Here is a 14,800-nt window from a genome sequence, read left to right as displayed (position 1 = left end):
GTTTGTCTCACTGAGAAATAGAAGTACCGGTCAGGCGCTGAATTTCGATGTGCTGCAAATGCAGACTCTCAAACGCTTCCAGCAGTCGGGACTGGGCACTGAGCAATTCCCGGCGCACCCCGCTGTATTGGTTGTAACTGAGTTGCCCTTGCTCAAAGGCATTACTTGCCTCTGTTAGCGCCTGCTCTAAGGTGGGCACAATCGCCGTTTGTACCGTATTAATCACATGCTGTGAATGCGCCATTTCTTGCAGCAAAACATATAGCTGAGCATCCAGGGTTTGCATCAGGGCAGTTTGTTCGCTTGCCAACACATCCTGCCGGGCTTGCAACGCTGCCAGCGTGCCGGCATTACGGTTGCTGTCGCCCCACGGGATCGACACACCGGCAACTACACCAAAGTCATCACTGGCTTCATAGCGACGCACCCCGGCAGTAAACTGCCATTGCGGTTTAGCGTCAATTCTTGCCAGCTCCATCTGCGACTGCGCAATGCGCTGAGCACTGCCGAATTGTTGCAGCCGTGGGTTTTGTTTCAACCGTGCCAGTTGCTCTTCAACCGGTGGTACTGCCGGTATGTTCAGTAAATTGCCGTTTAGCTGATACTGAGTGCCCGGCGCTCCCCAAAGCGAAGCTAACTGGTACTGGCTGGCGTTGAGTTCATGCTCGACATCCTCTACCGCCAGTTCACGGCGGATCAGCTCTGCTTTTGCCAGCTGTATTTCAACACCTGAGCTTTTACCGGCCTGAGCCCGTTTTGAAATGGCTGCCACCACGTCCTTTGCCTGCTGCAGTGCTAACTGGTTGAGCTTAAGACGCTGTTGTTTCACCAGAATATCGATAAAGCGTTTCGCTACTACCGCCGATAAATCAAGCGCGGTAATGTGCTTTTGCAACACCAGCGTATCGGCTTCACTTTTTACCGCACTAACCCGGCTGTCTATTTGCGCTTGCTGTAGTAGCCAGGAGAATGTCAGGGTAGACTGCATTCTGTTGAGGCCGCTGTGCTCACCTGTCCCCAGCGCATCTTCAACCATAAAGTCGATCTGTGGCCGCTCGCCAACCCCCGCTTGCTCAATTCGGCCCTGCAAAACACGCTGTTGTGATACCAGCGCCTGCAAATCAGGGTGTTTTTCCAGGGTCAGGGTTATTGCATTAGCCAGGCTGATGGCCTGTGGTCTTGCCTCGGGCTCTTGCGCAGTGGCTGAAAGAGATAAACTTATCCCTATTAGCACCGCACAAAACCGATAGCCAATCGGTTTTTTGATTTTGCGTTTAAACAGCATAACTGTCATTCCCGGTCCTTATTTAATGGGTAATAAAGGTTTCAATAAAGTGATGCAGGCTATCCACCGTTGACGCCACCAGCAGCGGCGAACAGCTAAACAGCAGCAGGGCCAAAACGATTGCCGACCGCGATGTCGATAATGCAGGGTTAATCAGACACTGTACCCGCACACTGGTTTGGTCATTACCAAAGTAACTGGCTACGCCATCGCAATGCGGGCTTTTATTGCCGAAATTCAGATTGCGCTGTAAACGGGCGACATCAATAAGCGTTTGGGCAACATCAAGATTATCATAAGCATCTGTGGCCGCATGGTCGGCTATCTGCTCAGTCAGCAAGGTAAATTGCGTGATCAGACCACGGGCTATTCCTGCAGGGTAAAAACAGGCAAGAGCGGCGAAGACGGTCTTAAACAATGGATCTCTGGCCGCAACATGCGCCATTTCATGCCTGACGATAATATCAAGTTGCTGCGGGTTAACCTGCTGCTGCAGTGCTGTGGTGACATAAATTCTGGGGCGAATAAGACCAGCGGTAAAGGCCGTAGGAATAGACAACGCTAACGAATAGTATCGACTCTGCTCAGTCGTTGTCTCTGGCTTAATATCAGACAAGCTTAGCAACGCTGTCATCGCGCTGGCTTGTTTGCGACGATAAAACACGTTGCGCGCTATTGACCACGTTGCATAGGCAGCCGCTGAAAACAAGGTAATAGCGTGCCAACTGGTAAAACTAAACAGATCGACATGATGCCAGTGCGCCAATCCACTTAGCCAGGTTGCGGCAAAAATATCTGACAGGCTTGGCCACAGCACAGCGACACAACCGGCGGCAATCCACCAGGGAGCACTTACCCATGCCCATAAGATGGCTTTACGCAGACCGAAAGTAAAATGCGCTAAGCGGTTTAATATGGCACGGAAACTGATACAGAGCAGGACAACGCTGATAGCAAAAGCCAACACGGCAATACTGAGCAAATTCAGTGCTATCGCCAGATCCCCAACCAGCATAATGCTTAGCCCCCTCTGCGCAGCTTACGCTGGGCTTCTATCAATGTCTGTAACTGATCCAGCTGAGCATCATTCAGGTTGGCAGAGGCTGAACTAAAAGCAGCAATCAGGCTATGTTCGCCATCGGCAACAAAGTCGCTGGTTACGTTGGTGATAAGTTTAGCTATCAAGGCCTCACGGTCTACTTTGGCGCTATAATAATAAGCATGGCCTTGCTTGGTGCGACCCAGTAATCCTTTTTTAAATAACCGATCGAGTGTGCTTTGAATGGTATTGAGTGAGTTTCCGCGCGACTGTCCAAGCACGGCATGTACCTGCTTGGCATCAGATTCAGCAGCATTCCACAAATAGTGCAAAACCTGTTTTTCTAGTTCACCTAACTGCATGACATATTTCTCTTAGCACAGTGGGCATAATCATGGCACAACAAAAACCGACAGGCAATCGGTTTTTTATTTTGAGGGGTGAATATGAGCTGGTTAATTATTAAGTATCTGGTAACGGCGGCTATAGAGGTTGCGGCCTTAGAGTTAGCAAAACGCAGTGACATTCTCGGAGCATTTATTGTCGCGCTACCGCTGGTCACGATTATTGCGATGATCTGACAGTATACCGAAAAGTAACCGCTGGAAAAAATTGCCAATCACGCTTGGTATATTTTCTGGTATATGGCGCCAACCTTACCGATGTTTTTATTGTTTCCTTGGCGACTTCATTGACTAAGCTTCTGGCCAGCTTTAGCCGATGTTACATGTATTACAGTGATTCTATGGTAATAAACCCATTTTTAATTGACGCTTGAAGTAGAAGGTTGCGTTATTAAAGCCTGTTTGTATTTCGGTCGATTGCTTTTTGGATATTATTACCACCAGGTCATATATAAGAAGATTATCCGAGTACTTTCCGTGGCCGTTTGAACTTTCATGCAAACTGACTTATCATATACTCAACACAATTATGGATCACGCATGCGCTCAGGTAATTTATTTATCATAGTACTTTGCTTGCTGTTTCTCTTTAAGGGAACTGGCCTGTATGCTATGGTCCATTGCCAAAGCCAACAACACCACCAAAGCTCAATAACATTAGATGCAATGACTGATCAGAAGTCATACGCCAATCATCATCACTCTTCATCAGATGGTGCCGAAACATCACCAAACATGCTTGTAGATAACACATTGGGTAATACTTATTTAGCCAGTGCAGAGCCTTGCGAAGCCTGTGACCATTGCTGCTCAATTCATTGTGTGCCTTTACCACTGGTATCTGCAGCAGCTGAAACAGCTTGTCATGACAAAGTACTGCAAAATGCCTACTTCCACACTACCGGTATTGTTTTACCACAAGAACGCCCACCAAAGACCGCATAACCCTCTTAGTTCGACCTAGAATTACCGATGTAATGCTTGGCAACCATGTTGGTTCGCTGACATTTTTCACCTATACATCATGTAGTTAAATTTATTGAGGATATTGATATGTGTAAGAGCATTGCCACGCAAGGGTTGGCGGTCGCTGGGCTTTGGCTATTCAGCATTTTTGCTACGAATAGTGTGATAGCAAATGAGCCAACAATACCGGCACCACTGCAAAATGATGACGTGCAAACAGCGCCGCTTTATATGCCTGTTGCACCGCAGCAAATGAAGGTCCCGGCTGTCAGTAACTGGGCAGAAGTTAATCAACGTGTCCACGAAATTGGTGGCTGGATGTTTTATGCCTCTGAGGGGGCGATGGACCACGAGCATCATAAGCAACCTAAACAGCCTGAGCCAACAACTAACAGTCACGAGGGCCACTGATTATGTCAATGCCTTCAAGAAAGCTCGCTAATACATCCTTGGTGAAGCTGGCTGTTGTTACAGCCATATTAGCCAGTTTAACAGCGTGTGCCGTTAATCCAGGCGACCCGATAAATACGGTGCAGGCTGAAATCGCTGCTATTAACCCAACGCCGTTGCGACGGATTGAAAATGACGAGCAACAGCAACAAATACAACAGCAGGTACAAGGGTTACTACTTCACCCTTTAACATTAGATACCGCGGTGGAAATCGCCGTACTTAATAATAAATCGTTGCAGGCGGAATTATTTGCGTTGGGGGTATCGGCTTCAGAACTGCAACAGGCGTCACAACTACCCAACCCAGCCATTATGCTTACCCGCAATGTGTCTGATGGCAATTATTCAACCGAATTAGAGTTTGGTTTTAATATCCTGTCGCTGCTAACGCTACCTAAAGTGCGCCAATTAGAAACGAACCGATTTAAGCAGGCACGCTTAGTAAGCGCGCAGCGTATTGCCGGTATCATTGCAGATACCCGCCACGCCTATTGGAATGCCGTGGCCGCACAAGAGGTACTGCGTTATATCGAGCAGGTGTATACCACTACGGAAGCCGGGGCTGAACTGGCAAAACGGATGCTGCAAGCTGGCAATTTCAGTAAATTAGATTACTTGCGTGAACAAGGTTTACTGACTGAAGCGACGTTGAATTTAGTCAAAGCACGACAGTTAGCTTACAACAGCCAGGCAACGCTACAACAACAGTTAGGGTTGTGGCAGGAGTCAGAGCGTTTGATCCTACCCGACCGTTTACCTGAAATTCCAGCAGAGTTGACCGAATGGCGCAGTGTAATCCAGGGAGGATTAGACCAACGGTTGGATATCAGACTTGCAAAATTAAAGCTGGAACTTGTTGCGCAAAACGCCGGCCTGACCAAAGCAACCCGGTTTATTAACGCGTTTGAATTAGAGGTAGGTGGCAATTTGCAGGATAGCTCTGAAAGAAGCTATAAAGCCGTGCTGGAGTTGCCTCTGTTCGACTGGGGAACCTATCGGGTAAAAAAAGCAGAATATCAATATAAACAAGCCTTTAACGAAGCTTTTGCTACTGGCGTGTCGGCACGTTCAGAATTAACAACAAGTTATCACAACTACGCCTCCTTCCATGAGTTGGCACTGCATTACAAAAATGCCATGTTGCCCATTCAGCAGCAAATCGCAGAGGAAAATCAGCTGCGTTATAACGGTATGTTTATTAGTGTGTTTGAGCTAATTGCTGATGCACGCAATCAAATTAACGCGGTTACTGGTTATGTCAATGCAACCCGGGATTATTGGTTGGCAAAGTCGCAATTAGATATGGCCATGATTGGTGTTTCTGTCACCAGGCAAGAGAGTACCGAACTGCAATCTGTTAGCAATGCGGCAGGCGCCGATCATTAAGGAGTCATTATGTTTTCACGTCGTGAATTATTAAAAAGTATCGGTGCTCTTACGGCAGGTGTGGGTGTCGCTGCAGTCAGCCGAGCTGCATTGGCAGGGATCCCCGAAGTGGTCAGCCAGCACTCTGCCGATACAATGGCGCCCTTATTACCAACGTCTGGCCGGCCTTATAATCCTGTTGTAACCCTTAATGGCTGGACATTGCCCTGGCGGATGAACAATGGTGTTAAAGAGTTTCATCTGGTGGCTGAACCTGTAGTCAGGGAAATTGCGCCTGGGATGAAAGCGCATTTATGGGGTTACAACGGTCAATCACCAGGGCCGACCATTGAAGTGGTTGAAGGTGATAGAGTGAGGATTTTTGTCACCAATAAGCTGCCTGAGCATACCTCCATTCATTGGCATGGCCAGCGTTTACCGAATGGCATGGACGGCGTGGCGGGATTAAATCAACCCGCTATTCCGGTGGGTAAAACCTATGTTTATGAGTTTATTGCCCGGCGCCCCGGCACCTTTATGTATCACCCTCATGCTGATGAAATGGTACAGATGGCTATGGGTATGATGGGATTCTGGGTAACTCATCCAAAAGATGCGCATCCACATATTGAAGAAGTGGACCGTGACTTTGTGTTTCTGCTCAATGCTTACGATATAGAACCCGGCGCCTATACGCCAAAAATCATGACTATGCTGGATTTTAACCTGTGGACCTTTAACAGCCGCGCCTTTCCGGGTATTGACCCATTGGTGGTGCGTAAAAACGACAAAGTGCGCATTCGCGTGGGTAACCTGACCATGACTAACCATCCTATTCACCTACATGGCCATGAGTTTACGGTAACTGGTACTGATGGCGGGCCAACGCCACCGGGTAGCCGTTGGCCGGAAGTTACCACCGATATTGCGGTTGGCCAAATGCGCCAAATTGAATTTATTGCTGATGAAGTGGGTGATTGGGCGTTTCACTGTCATAAGTCACATCATACGATGAACGCGATGGGCCACGATGTACCAACCATGATAGGCGTTGACCATCGCGGTATAACCAAAAAAATCCAGACTTTAGTGCCTGACTATATGGTAATGGGCGAACGCGGCATGGCCGACATGGCGGAAATGACCATGCCGTTGCCGGACAACACTTTACCGATGATGACCGGTGACGGCCCTTTTGGCTCGGTAGAAATGGGCGGTATGTTCAGTGTACTTAAAGTGCGGGAAGATCAGGCGCCACATGATTATTCTGATCCGGGTTGGTTCAAACATCCCGAAGGGACAGTAGCCCGTGAGTGGACCGGCGATATTGCTCAGCCTAAACGCTCTAACGAGCATGGTGGACAGCTAATGCCGCTTGAGCAACCATCGTCGAAAGAGCTGGAAGTTAAAGTGCGTAAACCTCAAGCCCATAATGGGCATAATTAGCAACGACAGGTGAATTATGAAATCATTAAAAATTAGTATGACAATAATATTAGCCGCTTTAGCAATGCCATCCGCGGTGGCGCAGGAAACTCATTCTCATCAGCATAAAAGCGAAGAGGCTCAAACTGCAGTTGACGAGATGACTACAGCCACTATTCGTAAACTGGATCTTGAATATGGCAAAATCACTCTCAAGCATGAAGCAATAAAAAGCCTTGGTATGCCTGGTATGACCATGGTTTTTCAGATTGAAGACCAGACGTTGTTTGACGGCTTAAGCCAGGGTGATAACGTGCGCTTTAAAGTGGAAAAAAAAGGTACTGCATTGGTTATCACTGCCATTGAAAAAATGTAGCACTGCTGATTTTAAAGCTATTAAGGATATTAAATAATGAACAATATTAGTTTTGCCAACGGCAGCGCGATATTTTTTGCTGCACTACTGACTTTAGTAATGCCTACAAAAGGTTGGGCTCATACCAGTTTAACATCGTCTATTCCTGCCAATGGACAAGCCGTTGCTGAAGTAAGCCAGCTGAGTCTGGAGTTTGGTGCACCACTGCGCTTGATGAGTATTTCGTTAACTGACGCTGCAGGTAAAAATATTGCACTGGAATTTAAACGTTCAGTTACTACTCAATCCCGTTTTGTAGTACCCACCAATGCTGCGTTGCCAGCGTCATCGTATCAGGTTTCCTGGATGGGTATGGGGGATGACGGGCACAAACTAGAAGGAGACTTTAGTTTTGTTGTTGATCCCAATGCAGTTACTTTGACAGCCTCTTCGACCGCAAAGCCTGAGATTTCGCTGTTTAGTGGGCTGCAACACCCTGCGGCTAAAGCGGTATTGGATTTCCATGCTGCGCTAAAAACCGGTGATACCGACGCGGTAATACGTTTACTGGCCAGTGATGTGGTTATATTTGAAGGGGGGGGCGTAGAGCGTTCAAGTGCCGAATATCAGAGCCATCACATGGCGGCAGATATAGCGTTTTTAAAAGAGATGTCAATTGAATCTGTGGAGCATCATGTGGTGGTACACGGTGGTAGCGCACTGTCGCTGGCACGTTCAAACGTCAGCGGTGTTTATAAAGGTAAACCGATAGCACATACCGGCATGGAAACCATTACGTTGCAGCAACGGAATGGTAACTGGCAAATCACTCATATTCATTGGTCGAAATAAGTTTTTGAGCACAGGAGGGCGCTGCCCTCCTTGAGGGTAAATTGTGGACATCACTAATCTTATTACCTTGCTAGCAAAAGTGTTCACTTACGTTGCGACAGCGGGTGTGGTGGGTGGTTTTTACCTTTGGCAGTTAACTCGGCCTTATGAAACTGAGTCCCACTGGTTGCAGCGTTATATCATGGTGTGCGCTGGGTTAGGCATTGCTGCTGTGCTAATTACTTTTTCAACTCAACTACTGATGTTTAGTGGTCAGGGCTTCGCCAGTTTTTACGACTGGGAGCTCTATGCCATATTGCTGTCGGGTAAGCCGGGTTTAAGTTGGGCTTTGGCGCTGGGCGGTTTTACCAGTTGTATATTAGTGGCCATTTTTTGCTTGAAAAGCAAACTTAGCACCTGGTTAATGCTGCTGGGGGCTACCGCTGTGATGGTGTCATTTACGTTTACCGGGCATCTGGTAAGTGCCCCCTGGTATGGCAAGTTAGCTTTGCTGCTACATCTGTTGGCGATATCAATGTGGGTTGGCTCATTGCTGCCGCTGTGGCATCTCACCCGAATAGCTAAAACCGAAATGCTAGCAAGCGTTATGGATAATTTTGGTAAGCTGGCAATAGTTTTTGTGGGTGCGTTGTTGGTTATGGGTGTTGTTATGCTGCAAATGCTGCTGGGAGATTTACGTCTGCTATGGCAAACAGCCTACGGTCAAACGTTGTTAATAAAATTAACCCTGGTTACGTTATTGCTTGGGCTTGGTGCGATCAATAAACTATTACTGGTGCCGCAACTGGCTAAACCGAATGCAATAAAACGCCTCAGAGCAGTTATTGGTATAGAAATGCTTATCGGCATGTTCGTACTTGGTATCACAGCCTGGGCAACGGTGGTAGTGGGTTTGGATATGTCTTGACCTTAGCTATAAAATACAATGTGAGCATCCTGACAATAGTAGCGATGCGGCAACGTCAAACGTTTGCCGCACGCTAAACTACTCGCTATCAAGTTGCAGTATTTTGGTACTTGCAGCTTTCATCTTCACTGCAACAGGTTCTTCTGCACCAGCAACAGTAGACACTTCAATTGCTTCAGTTTTAAATTCTGGGGTAAAACGCTGTTTAGTCATAACGTTCTCCTAAAGTTGTATTTTAACCGAATGAGTGTCTGGTCTTTTAGGGGGAGTTCACTCCCCGAATCTTGCTCAAATAAAACTTCTCCGCTCCTACAATTAGTACCAAGCCTATAATCGCCGACCAGATCACCAGTATATCAGTGGACGCCTTTATCCAGATAAATGCTCCCAGCACAATAATATCCAGCACTATAGCGCTAAGCACAACCGCAGCACTTGCTTTAATATCTTTGCGCAAGTGTTTAAATACGCCCCAATGAATTGCAATATCCATGAGCAGATAAAAGATTGCACCTAGTGAAGCGATTCGGCTTAAATCAAAGAAAATTGTTAGCAACATTGCTATCACGACAGTGTATACAACCGTGTGCTGTTGAATGCTGCCCGGCATGCCAAAATGCCTGTGTGGTACTAACTTCATGTCGGTCAACATCGCTAACATCCGTGATACTGCAAATACACTTGCAATAACACCGGAAACAGTGGCAACAATGGCAAAACCTACGGTAATCCAAAGTCCGCTTTTTCCAAATGCGGGTTTTGAGGCCTCGGCAAGTGCATAGTCTTTAGCGACCACAATTTCGTCTATCGTTAAATTAGTTCCAACGGCGATTGCAACTAACATGTAGATTACGAAACAGATAAAGATTGAAACGACAATGGCACGCCCAACGTTTTTCTTTGGATCAACAATCTCACCTCCGCTATTGGTAATCGTTGTAAAGCCTTTGAATGCTAATATGGCTAGTGCGATCGAACCAATGAAATTATTAACGGTGGTGTCAGCAGGCACAGCAAACGTACTAGCAATACCAGCATCTGCAACGAAGATACCCCCGCCCGCCAGCACAACTAGCCCTAAGGCCTTTGCAATACCCATGATAAAGGAGGTTGTTTGAATAATTTTATTGCCGAGCACATTAATTAAAAAGGCAGCAATCAATAATGCAACACCAAGTGCAGGTACCATCCATGCGGCAGGCTCAAAATCAAAAAGTTGGAGTACGTAGTTACCAAAGGTTCGTGCAACTAAGCTTTGATTAATGACCATAGAAAAATACATCAATAGCGCACAACATGCCGTGATTGTACTTTTCCCGTAGGCTTTTTCTAAAAACATCGCAATGCCGCCTGCCGAAGGGTATGCGTTAGATAGTTTCACGTAAGAATAGGCGCTAGCTGATGATATTATGGCGGCGATGAGAAAAGCAAAGGGAAACCATTCACGAGCAAGTTCAGCCACTTGTCCAGTAAGTGCAAATATACCTGCACCAATCATCACGCCGGTACCCATTGCAATCGCGCCGGCCAAGCTTAAACTGCCTTTATTATAATTAGAGTGTTTGTGGTCGGCCATCATTAATTGCCTTAAAAAGTCACATTGTCTTCGTTAACCTGTAGAAAAATGAGTAACTCTACATGTCTTGAAAACGGTTTAAGCCTTGTGCCATCAATATTATTTCTTGATTCTCAAGCTCTAGTAAGTTGTTCATCAGCTCTTTATGGTGAGGTATAGCAGCTTGCTCTTTTAAGTATGAATATAACGCTAAAACTTGTTGATGTTGGTCAATTACCCTTGCGCTTATTTCTGCCTCAGTCAAGTTCGCAAATTCACCGTCGCAATGCTCATGTAATACAATTGGATTTTTCTCCAAATACTCAATAAACAAGGTTTCTAACTCACCAAACTGCGCCTTGTCCGAAAATGACTTTACTAAAACCGCCAGATGCTTTTCATGAGTGAGTAAATATTGCATCACCATTTTCGATCGTTCTGATTGAGTCGGTGCACAATGCTCAAGGCAGTTAGCCAATTGCTCATGAAATTGGACAGTCCAGTGCAGTATGTCGCGCATACTTTCTATTTTCATAAATACCCTTGGTGTTTAGAGACTAACTAAGAATTCTGAAAGCAGTAATAATTTAAACGATGCGAATACAAACTTCATAACAGTCAGATTACCGTTGCATTACATCTTTGTCAGAAAACTGTTTTTATTAGGTGTTTCACTTTTTTTAGTCAAGATTTCAGTTAGGGTTTAAGCCTATCGCTTAATTAAAAAGTGTCCGTTTTAAAAAGGGGCTATTACACCTATATTTACTTGCGGGGCTAGAAGCCATGACCGGTTTCTTGTTGGTAAGTTGTTCAGCATCATTAATTTTCAAAACCATGAATAAACAATAAATTAGGAGTTGCTATGACTAAGTACACTAAATTTTTTGCAATGATCTCCACCTCAACTGCAGCAATGCTGCTGATGATGTATTTCAACACCTTTGAGTTTGGGCATGTTTTTTTTAGTGAAACCCGTTTGTATATGGCTATTTATATGGGTGCCGTAATGGCGATTATCATGCTGCTTTTCATGTTGAACATGTATGAGAGCAAGACAAAAAACACAATAGTACTCATTGGTAGTGCAGCCGTATTTGCTATCTCACTATTCTTAGTTCGTTCTCAAACAACAGTTGCAGACTCCTCATGGATGAAAGCCATGATACCGCACCACTCCATCGCAATACTGACCAGCTCCAGAGCAAATATTGAGGACGTACGCGTAAAAACATTGGCTAACGAAATAATCAAGGCTCAAGAGCGAGAAATTAAGGAAATGAAGTGGCTTCTTGCAGACATTGAAAAAAATGGCGTAGCCTCATCGGAAGCTGAAGCGTCTAAAAGAGCGGTTCCAGAATTTAGCGGACAATAATCATAAGTTAACTAGATTTATTTAAGGACCTCGAAATGAAAAAAACAGCAAAGCTATATCGCATGCATACCAGTGAACATATTTGCCCCTATGGATTACGCTCTAAAGACCTTCTTGAAAGAAACGGTTTTGAGTAAGCGTCCGGCCATCACATCTTTTATTTGCTGACTGATCACGCATCATAGCTGTCACTGTTATTAACCGTGAGAGTTATGAATGCCCGTATTAAAACAATCCGATGCGCGCCGGGCCTTTTCGGCCGAGTTTAAATGGCAGCTCGTTCAGGAATCGAAAGAACGTACGCTGTCGGTCTCTGAGTTAGCGCGCAAATACGATGTGAATACCAACCAGGTATTTCGCTGGGTGCGGGAAGTTAACGTCGGTAAGGCTTTGTGGGTCAGGCGCGCTAAAGGTGAAGTGGATACGCAAGCTGCCCCCACACCATTCCTTCCTGTCAGTATCCGGGCGGTTGAGACACCGCAGGCACTACATAAACCTGCCATAACGGTGTCGTTTCGCAGTGGTCACCAACTGGTATTGCATGAGGCAACACCGGGTATGTTGCAGCAATTGGTGGCGGCGTTGTCATGATTACCTTATCCCATGAGCTGCGTGTATGGCTGTGTGCCGGTTACACCGATATGCGCAAGGGCTTTGATGGCCTGGCGGCCATGGCACAGCATGTGTTGCAGAAAGACCCTTTTAGCGGGCATGTGTTTGTGTTTCGTGGGCGGCGTGGGGACAGGGTTAAACTGCTATGGTGGGATGGTCAGGGGTTGTGTTTATTTTACAAACGCCTGGAGCAGGGGCGGTTCGTGTGGCCCACCGCAAAAACCGGTGTAGTGCACTTAACGCAGGCCGAATTGGCGCTGCTACTGGAAGGCTTAGACTGGCGCCCGCCTGCCAGAAAAAACACACCAAAAAATGCTGCATAAGTGCAATTAATCAATGAGTTAGATTCCGATTTATGCTATCATGTACCGCATGAAAGCGATGGCATCTCACTTACCCAATGACCCGAAACAGTTGCAGGAAATTATCCTTCAACTGCAGTCAACGCTTGCCCAGCAGGATACCGTTATTGCCTCGTTACGCCACCAGTTATCCGTGTTAAAACGTGCCCGCTTCGGGCGTTCGTCCGAGCATCTCGACAAGCAAATTCATCAGTTGGAATTACAACTTGAAGAGCTGGAGATGCAGACCAGTGCCTTACCTAAGCTAGTTGCACCGGCAACAGAGGACAAAGCGACGCCACGTCGACGCGCTTCTCTGCCTGCACAATTGCCGCGAGAAGAGTTGCGTGTTGAAGCCGCCTGCCAGTGTCCGGGATGTCAGGGCGAATTAACCCATATCGGTGATGATGTCTCTGAAATGCTGGATGTGGTACCGGCATCTTACCGGGTTATCCGCATTGTGCGGCCAAAGTTCAGCTGCCAGCACTGCGACACACTGGTTCAAGGCCAAGCGCCTGAGCGTGTGATTAAAAAAGGACTGGCCAGTGCAGCGTTGCTCACACAGGTTATTGTCGATAAATACCTCGACCATCAACCGCTGTACCGCCAGGCTGAGCAGATGGAACGTGAAGGGATTGATGTTGAACGCTCTACTCTGGCAGACTGGGTAGGACAAACTGGCGCCTTACTCACGCCACTGGCTGATGCCATCGGACGCCATGTGAAAGCTGCCAACCACGTGCATGCCGATGACACCACCGCACCGACGCTATCACCCGGTAAAGGCCGCACCCAAACCGGACGTTACTGGACTTATGTGCGTGATGGTCGCCCCTGGGGAGATACCACAGCGCCAGCGGTTTGGCTGCAATACAGTGAAGACCGTAAAAGCATCCATCCCACGGCGCATTTAAAAGGCTACAAAGGCTCACTGCAGGCCGATGCTTATGCCGGTTACAACGAATTATACCAACGGCAAATAACCCAGCACGGTTGTTGGGCACACGTGCGGCGGAAGTTCTATGACATCACCCAAACAGGCCCTTCGCCGTTAGCTGATGAAGCGATAACCACTATCCAATCCCTCTATGTGATTGAGAAACAGGCGCGCGGCCAACCACCGGATGAACGACAACACATCCGGGGCATACATGCCAAGCCTATCCTTGAGCGCTTCCATATCTGGTTACAGACAACATTGCGCACCTTATCGAAAGGCTCGCCGCTGTCCAAAGCAATCCACTATGCTCTGAAACAATGGGAGGCGTTGGTTGCCTATGTGGATAACGGTTATGCTGAGATTGATAACAACAGTGCAGAGCGCTCATTGCGGCCCATCGCCCTGGGCAGGAAAAATTACTTGTTTGCTGGTTCAGCTGCCGGAGGGGAGCGGGCTGCCGTGTTGTACTCAATACTCGGCACCGCCAAACTCAATGACATCAATCCAAATGTCTACCTGACCACGGTACTCAAGCGCATCTGCAATCACCCCATCAATCGTGTCGATGAGTTGTTACCCTGGAATATCGATTTAACCACACAGCCAGGTGACGCAATTTAAGATAATAAGTGTCCACTAAAATTAAGTGGACACTTAAATTAGCGCATTACTCTGTGTTCGCCGAACACTTAAAATCAGAACATCCAGATGCACATACGTCGTCGGACACGGACTCACGTAAGGTATAGCGAAAAATATGCTACCGTTATAACGGTAATATATAGCAGGGTCAAAAAATGGCATTCTGCAACCCCCCAAAATAGCATTCTACGGTTTCACTGCTGAAACAAAATAGTGCGCTGAGAACGACTCAAATAACCAGTGCATTAATGGGCATTAAACATGAACCTGTAACGACCAGACGCTTAC

Annotated in this window: 18 protein-coding genes; 12 read left to right on the top strand and 6 right to left on the bottom strand. The window is 46.8% G+C overall.

Annotation, left to right across the window (positions count from 1 at the left end):
• Positions 1-7 precede the first annotated feature (7 nt).
• The 3 genes from KG631_RS07635 to KG631_RS07625 are packed head-to-tail and all read right to left on the bottom strand — an operon-like array spanning position 8 to position 2,686.
• Complete coding sequence (locus tag KG631_RS07635; RefSeq protein WP_213997613.1) at positions 8-1,294, bottom strand: TolC family protein; 1,287 nt, start codon at positions 1,292-1,294, stop codon at positions 8-10.
• Between the two features lie 13 nt (positions 1,295-1,307).
• Positions 1,308-2,300 carry a M56 family metallopeptidase gene (locus KG631_RS07630; RefSeq protein WP_213997612.1) on the bottom strand — a complete coding sequence of 331 codons (993 nt, stop codon included), beginning with the start codon at positions 2,298-2,300 and terminating at the stop codon, positions 1,308-1,310.
• 5 nt (positions 2,301-2,305) lie between these two features.
• A complete protein-coding gene (locus KG631_RS07625; RefSeq protein WP_213997611.1) occupies positions 2,306-2,686 on the bottom strand; it encodes a BlaI/MecI/CopY family transcriptional regulator in 381 nt (126 codons plus the stop codon).
• 84 nt (positions 2,687-2,770) lie between these two features.
• Between KG631_RS07625 and KG631_RS18875 the strand changes: the two genes are divergently transcribed.
• The 8 genes from KG631_RS18875 to KG631_RS19200 all read left to right on the top strand — a co-directional run bounded on the left by KG631_RS18875 (position 2,771) and on the right by KG631_RS19200 (position 9,050).
• The gene (locus KG631_RS18875; RefSeq protein ID WP_290610502.1) at positions 2,771-2,905 is read left to right on the top strand and encodes a hypothetical protein; all 135 of its coding nucleotides are present in this window, start codon (positions 2,771-2,773) and stop codon (positions 2,903-2,905) included.
• A 363-nt stretch (positions 2,906-3,268) separates the two neighbouring features.
• Positions 3,269-3,673, top strand: coding sequence for a hypothetical protein (locus KG631_RS07620; RefSeq protein WP_213997610.1), 405 nt, complete (start codon positions 3,269-3,271; stop codon positions 3,671-3,673).
• A 108-nt stretch (positions 3,674-3,781) separates the two neighbouring features.
• The gene (locus KG631_RS07615) at positions 3,782-4,105 is read left to right on the top strand and encodes a hypothetical protein (protein ID WP_213997609.1); all 324 of its coding nucleotides are present in this window, start codon (positions 3,782-3,784) and stop codon (positions 4,103-4,105) included.
• A 2-nt stretch (positions 4,106-4,107) separates the two neighbouring features.
• A complete protein-coding gene (locus KG631_RS07610; RefSeq protein ID WP_213997608.1) occupies positions 4,108-5,532 on the top strand; it encodes a TolC family protein in 1,425 nt (474 codons plus the stop codon).
• Positions 5,533-5,541: 9 nt separating this feature from the next.
• Positions 5,542-6,957, top strand: a complete 1,416-nt coding sequence (locus KG631_RS07605; RefSeq protein WP_213997607.1) for a copper oxidase — start codon at positions 5,542-5,544, stop codon at positions 6,955-6,957.
• A gap of 16 nt (positions 6,958-6,973) precedes the next feature.
• On the top strand, positions 6,974-7,312 hold the full coding sequence (locus tag KG631_RS07600; RefSeq protein WP_213997606.1) for a copper-binding protein: 339 nt from the start codon (positions 6,974-6,976) through the stop codon (positions 7,310-7,312).
• 36 nt (positions 7,313-7,348) lie between these two features.
• Positions 7,349-8,143 (top strand): copper resistance protein CopC, encoded by a 795-nt coding sequence (locus tag KG631_RS07595; RefSeq protein WP_213997605.1) that lies wholly within the window; start codon positions 7,349-7,351, stop codon positions 8,141-8,143.
• A gap of 43 nt (positions 8,144-8,186) precedes the next feature.
• Positions 8,187-9,050: a CopD family protein gene (locus KG631_RS19200; protein ID WP_213997604.1), complete on the top strand. Its 864-nt coding sequence runs from the start codon at positions 8,187-8,189 to the stop codon at positions 9,048-9,050.
• A 78-nt stretch (positions 9,051-9,128) separates the two neighbouring features.
• Here the strand turns inward: KG631_RS19200 and KG631_RS18865 are convergent, their stop codons facing one another.
• The 3 genes from KG631_RS18865 to KG631_RS07580 are packed head-to-tail and all read right to left on the bottom strand — an operon-like array spanning position 9,129 to position 11,140.
• Positions 9,129-9,263: a hypothetical protein gene (locus KG631_RS18865; RefSeq protein WP_290621940.1), complete on the bottom strand. Its 135-nt coding sequence runs from the start codon at positions 9,261-9,263 to the stop codon at positions 9,129-9,131.
• Positions 9,264-9,309: 46 nt separating this feature from the next.
• Positions 9,310-10,626 (bottom strand): APC family permease, encoded by a 1,317-nt coding sequence (locus tag KG631_RS07585; protein WP_213997603.1) that lies wholly within the window; start codon positions 10,624-10,626, stop codon positions 9,310-9,312.
• A gap of 58 nt (positions 10,627-10,684) precedes the next feature.
• Entirely contained in the window at positions 10,685-11,140 is a 456-nt protein-coding gene (locus tag KG631_RS07580; RefSeq protein WP_213997602.1) for an ATPase, read from the bottom strand.
• A 327-nt stretch (positions 11,141-11,467) separates the two neighbouring features.
• On the opposite strand from KG631_RS07580, the gene KG631_RS07575 reads away from it, so the two are divergent.
• The 4 genes from KG631_RS07575 (at position 11,468) to KG631_RS07560 (ending at position 14,491) form a co-directional block, all read left to right on the top strand.
• Entirely contained in the window at positions 11,468-11,977 is a 510-nt protein-coding gene (locus KG631_RS07575) for a DUF305 domain-containing protein (protein WP_213997601.1), read from the top strand.
• A 216-nt stretch (positions 11,978-12,193) separates the two neighbouring features.
• Positions 12,194-12,568: a transposase gene (locus KG631_RS07570; RefSeq protein ID WP_213997600.1), complete on the top strand. Its 375-nt coding sequence runs from the start codon at positions 12,194-12,196 to the stop codon at positions 12,566-12,568.
• A complete protein-coding gene (gene tnpB, locus KG631_RS07565; protein ID WP_019677928.1) occupies positions 12,565-12,912 on the top strand; it encodes an IS66 family insertion sequence element accessory protein TnpB in 348 nt (115 codons plus the stop codon). The genes KG631_RS07570 and tnpB overlap by 4 nt, the downstream gene beginning before the upstream one ends.
• Positions 12,913-12,961: 49 nt before the next feature.
• The gene (locus tag KG631_RS07560; protein WP_213377575.1) at positions 12,962-14,491 is read left to right on the top strand and encodes an IS66 family transposase; all 1,530 of its coding nucleotides are present in this window, start codon (positions 12,962-12,964) and stop codon (positions 14,489-14,491) included.
• Positions 14,492-14,800: the final 309 nt, after the last annotated feature.

The organism is Arsukibacterium sp. (assembly GCF_018402695.1).
In the GTDB taxonomy this organism is placed as follows: domain Bacteria; phylum Pseudomonadota; class Gammaproteobacteria; order Enterobacterales; family Alteromonadaceae; genus Alishewanella.
The sequence above is the reverse complement of the archived record's forward strand: the minus strand, read 5'-3'. Positions and strand labels throughout refer to the sequence as shown.

Coding starts and splice junctions, on each gene's coding strand:
- KG631_RS07635 (WP_213997613.1), bottom strand. CDS start 1,294: ATGACAGTTATGCTGTTTAAACGCAAAATCAAAAAACCGATTGGCTAT.
- KG631_RS07630 (WP_213997612.1), bottom strand. CDS start 2,300: ATGCTGGTTGGGGATCTGGCGATAGCACTGAATTTGCTCAGTATTGCC.
- KG631_RS07625 (WP_213997611.1), bottom strand. CDS start 2,686: ATGCAGTTAGGTGAACTAGAAAAACAGGTTTTGCACTATTTGTGGAAT.
- KG631_RS18875 (WP_290610502.1), top strand. CDS start 2,771: ATGAGCTGGTTAATTATTAAGTATCTGGTAACGGCGGCTATAGAGGTT.
- KG631_RS07620 (WP_213997610.1), top strand. CDS start 3,269: ATGCGCTCAGGTAATTTATTTATCATAGTACTTTGCTTGCTGTTTCTC.
- KG631_RS07615 (WP_213997609.1), top strand. CDS start 3,782: ATGTGTAAGAGCATTGCCACGCAAGGGTTGGCGGTCGCTGGGCTTTGG.
- KG631_RS07610 (WP_213997608.1), top strand. CDS start 4,108: ATGTCAATGCCTTCAAGAAAGCTCGCTAATACATCCTTGGTGAAGCTG.
- KG631_RS07605 (WP_213997607.1), top strand. CDS start 5,542: ATGTTTTCACGTCGTGAATTATTAAAAAGTATCGGTGCTCTTACGGCA.
- KG631_RS07600 (WP_213997606.1), top strand. CDS start 6,974: ATGAAATCATTAAAAATTAGTATGACAATAATATTAGCCGCTTTAGCA.
- KG631_RS07595 (WP_213997605.1), top strand. CDS start 7,349: ATGAACAATATTAGTTTTGCCAACGGCAGCGCGATATTTTTTGCTGCA.
- KG631_RS18865 (WP_290621940.1), bottom strand. CDS start 9,263: ATGACTAAACAGCGTTTTACCCCAGAATTTAAAACTGAAGCAATTGAA.
- KG631_RS07585 (WP_213997603.1), bottom strand. CDS start 10,626: ATGGCCGACCACAAACACTCTAATTATAATAAAGGCAGTTTAAGCTTG.
- KG631_RS07580 (WP_213997602.1), bottom strand. CDS start 11,140: ATGAAAATAGAAAGTATGCGCGACATACTGCACTGGACTGTCCAATTT.
- KG631_RS07575 (WP_213997601.1), top strand. CDS start 11,468: ATGACTAAGTACACTAAATTTTTTGCAATGATCTCCACCTCAACTGCA.
- KG631_RS07570 (WP_213997600.1), top strand. CDS start 12,194: ATGCCCGTATTAAAACAATCCGATGCGCGCCGGGCCTTTTCGGCCGAG.
- tnpB (WP_019677928.1), top strand. CDS start 12,565: ATGATTACCTTATCCCATGAGCTGCGTGTATGGCTGTGTGCCGGTTAC.
- KG631_RS07560 (WP_213377575.1), top strand. CDS start 12,962: ATGAAAGCGATGGCATCTCACTTACCCAATGACCCGAAACAGTTGCAG.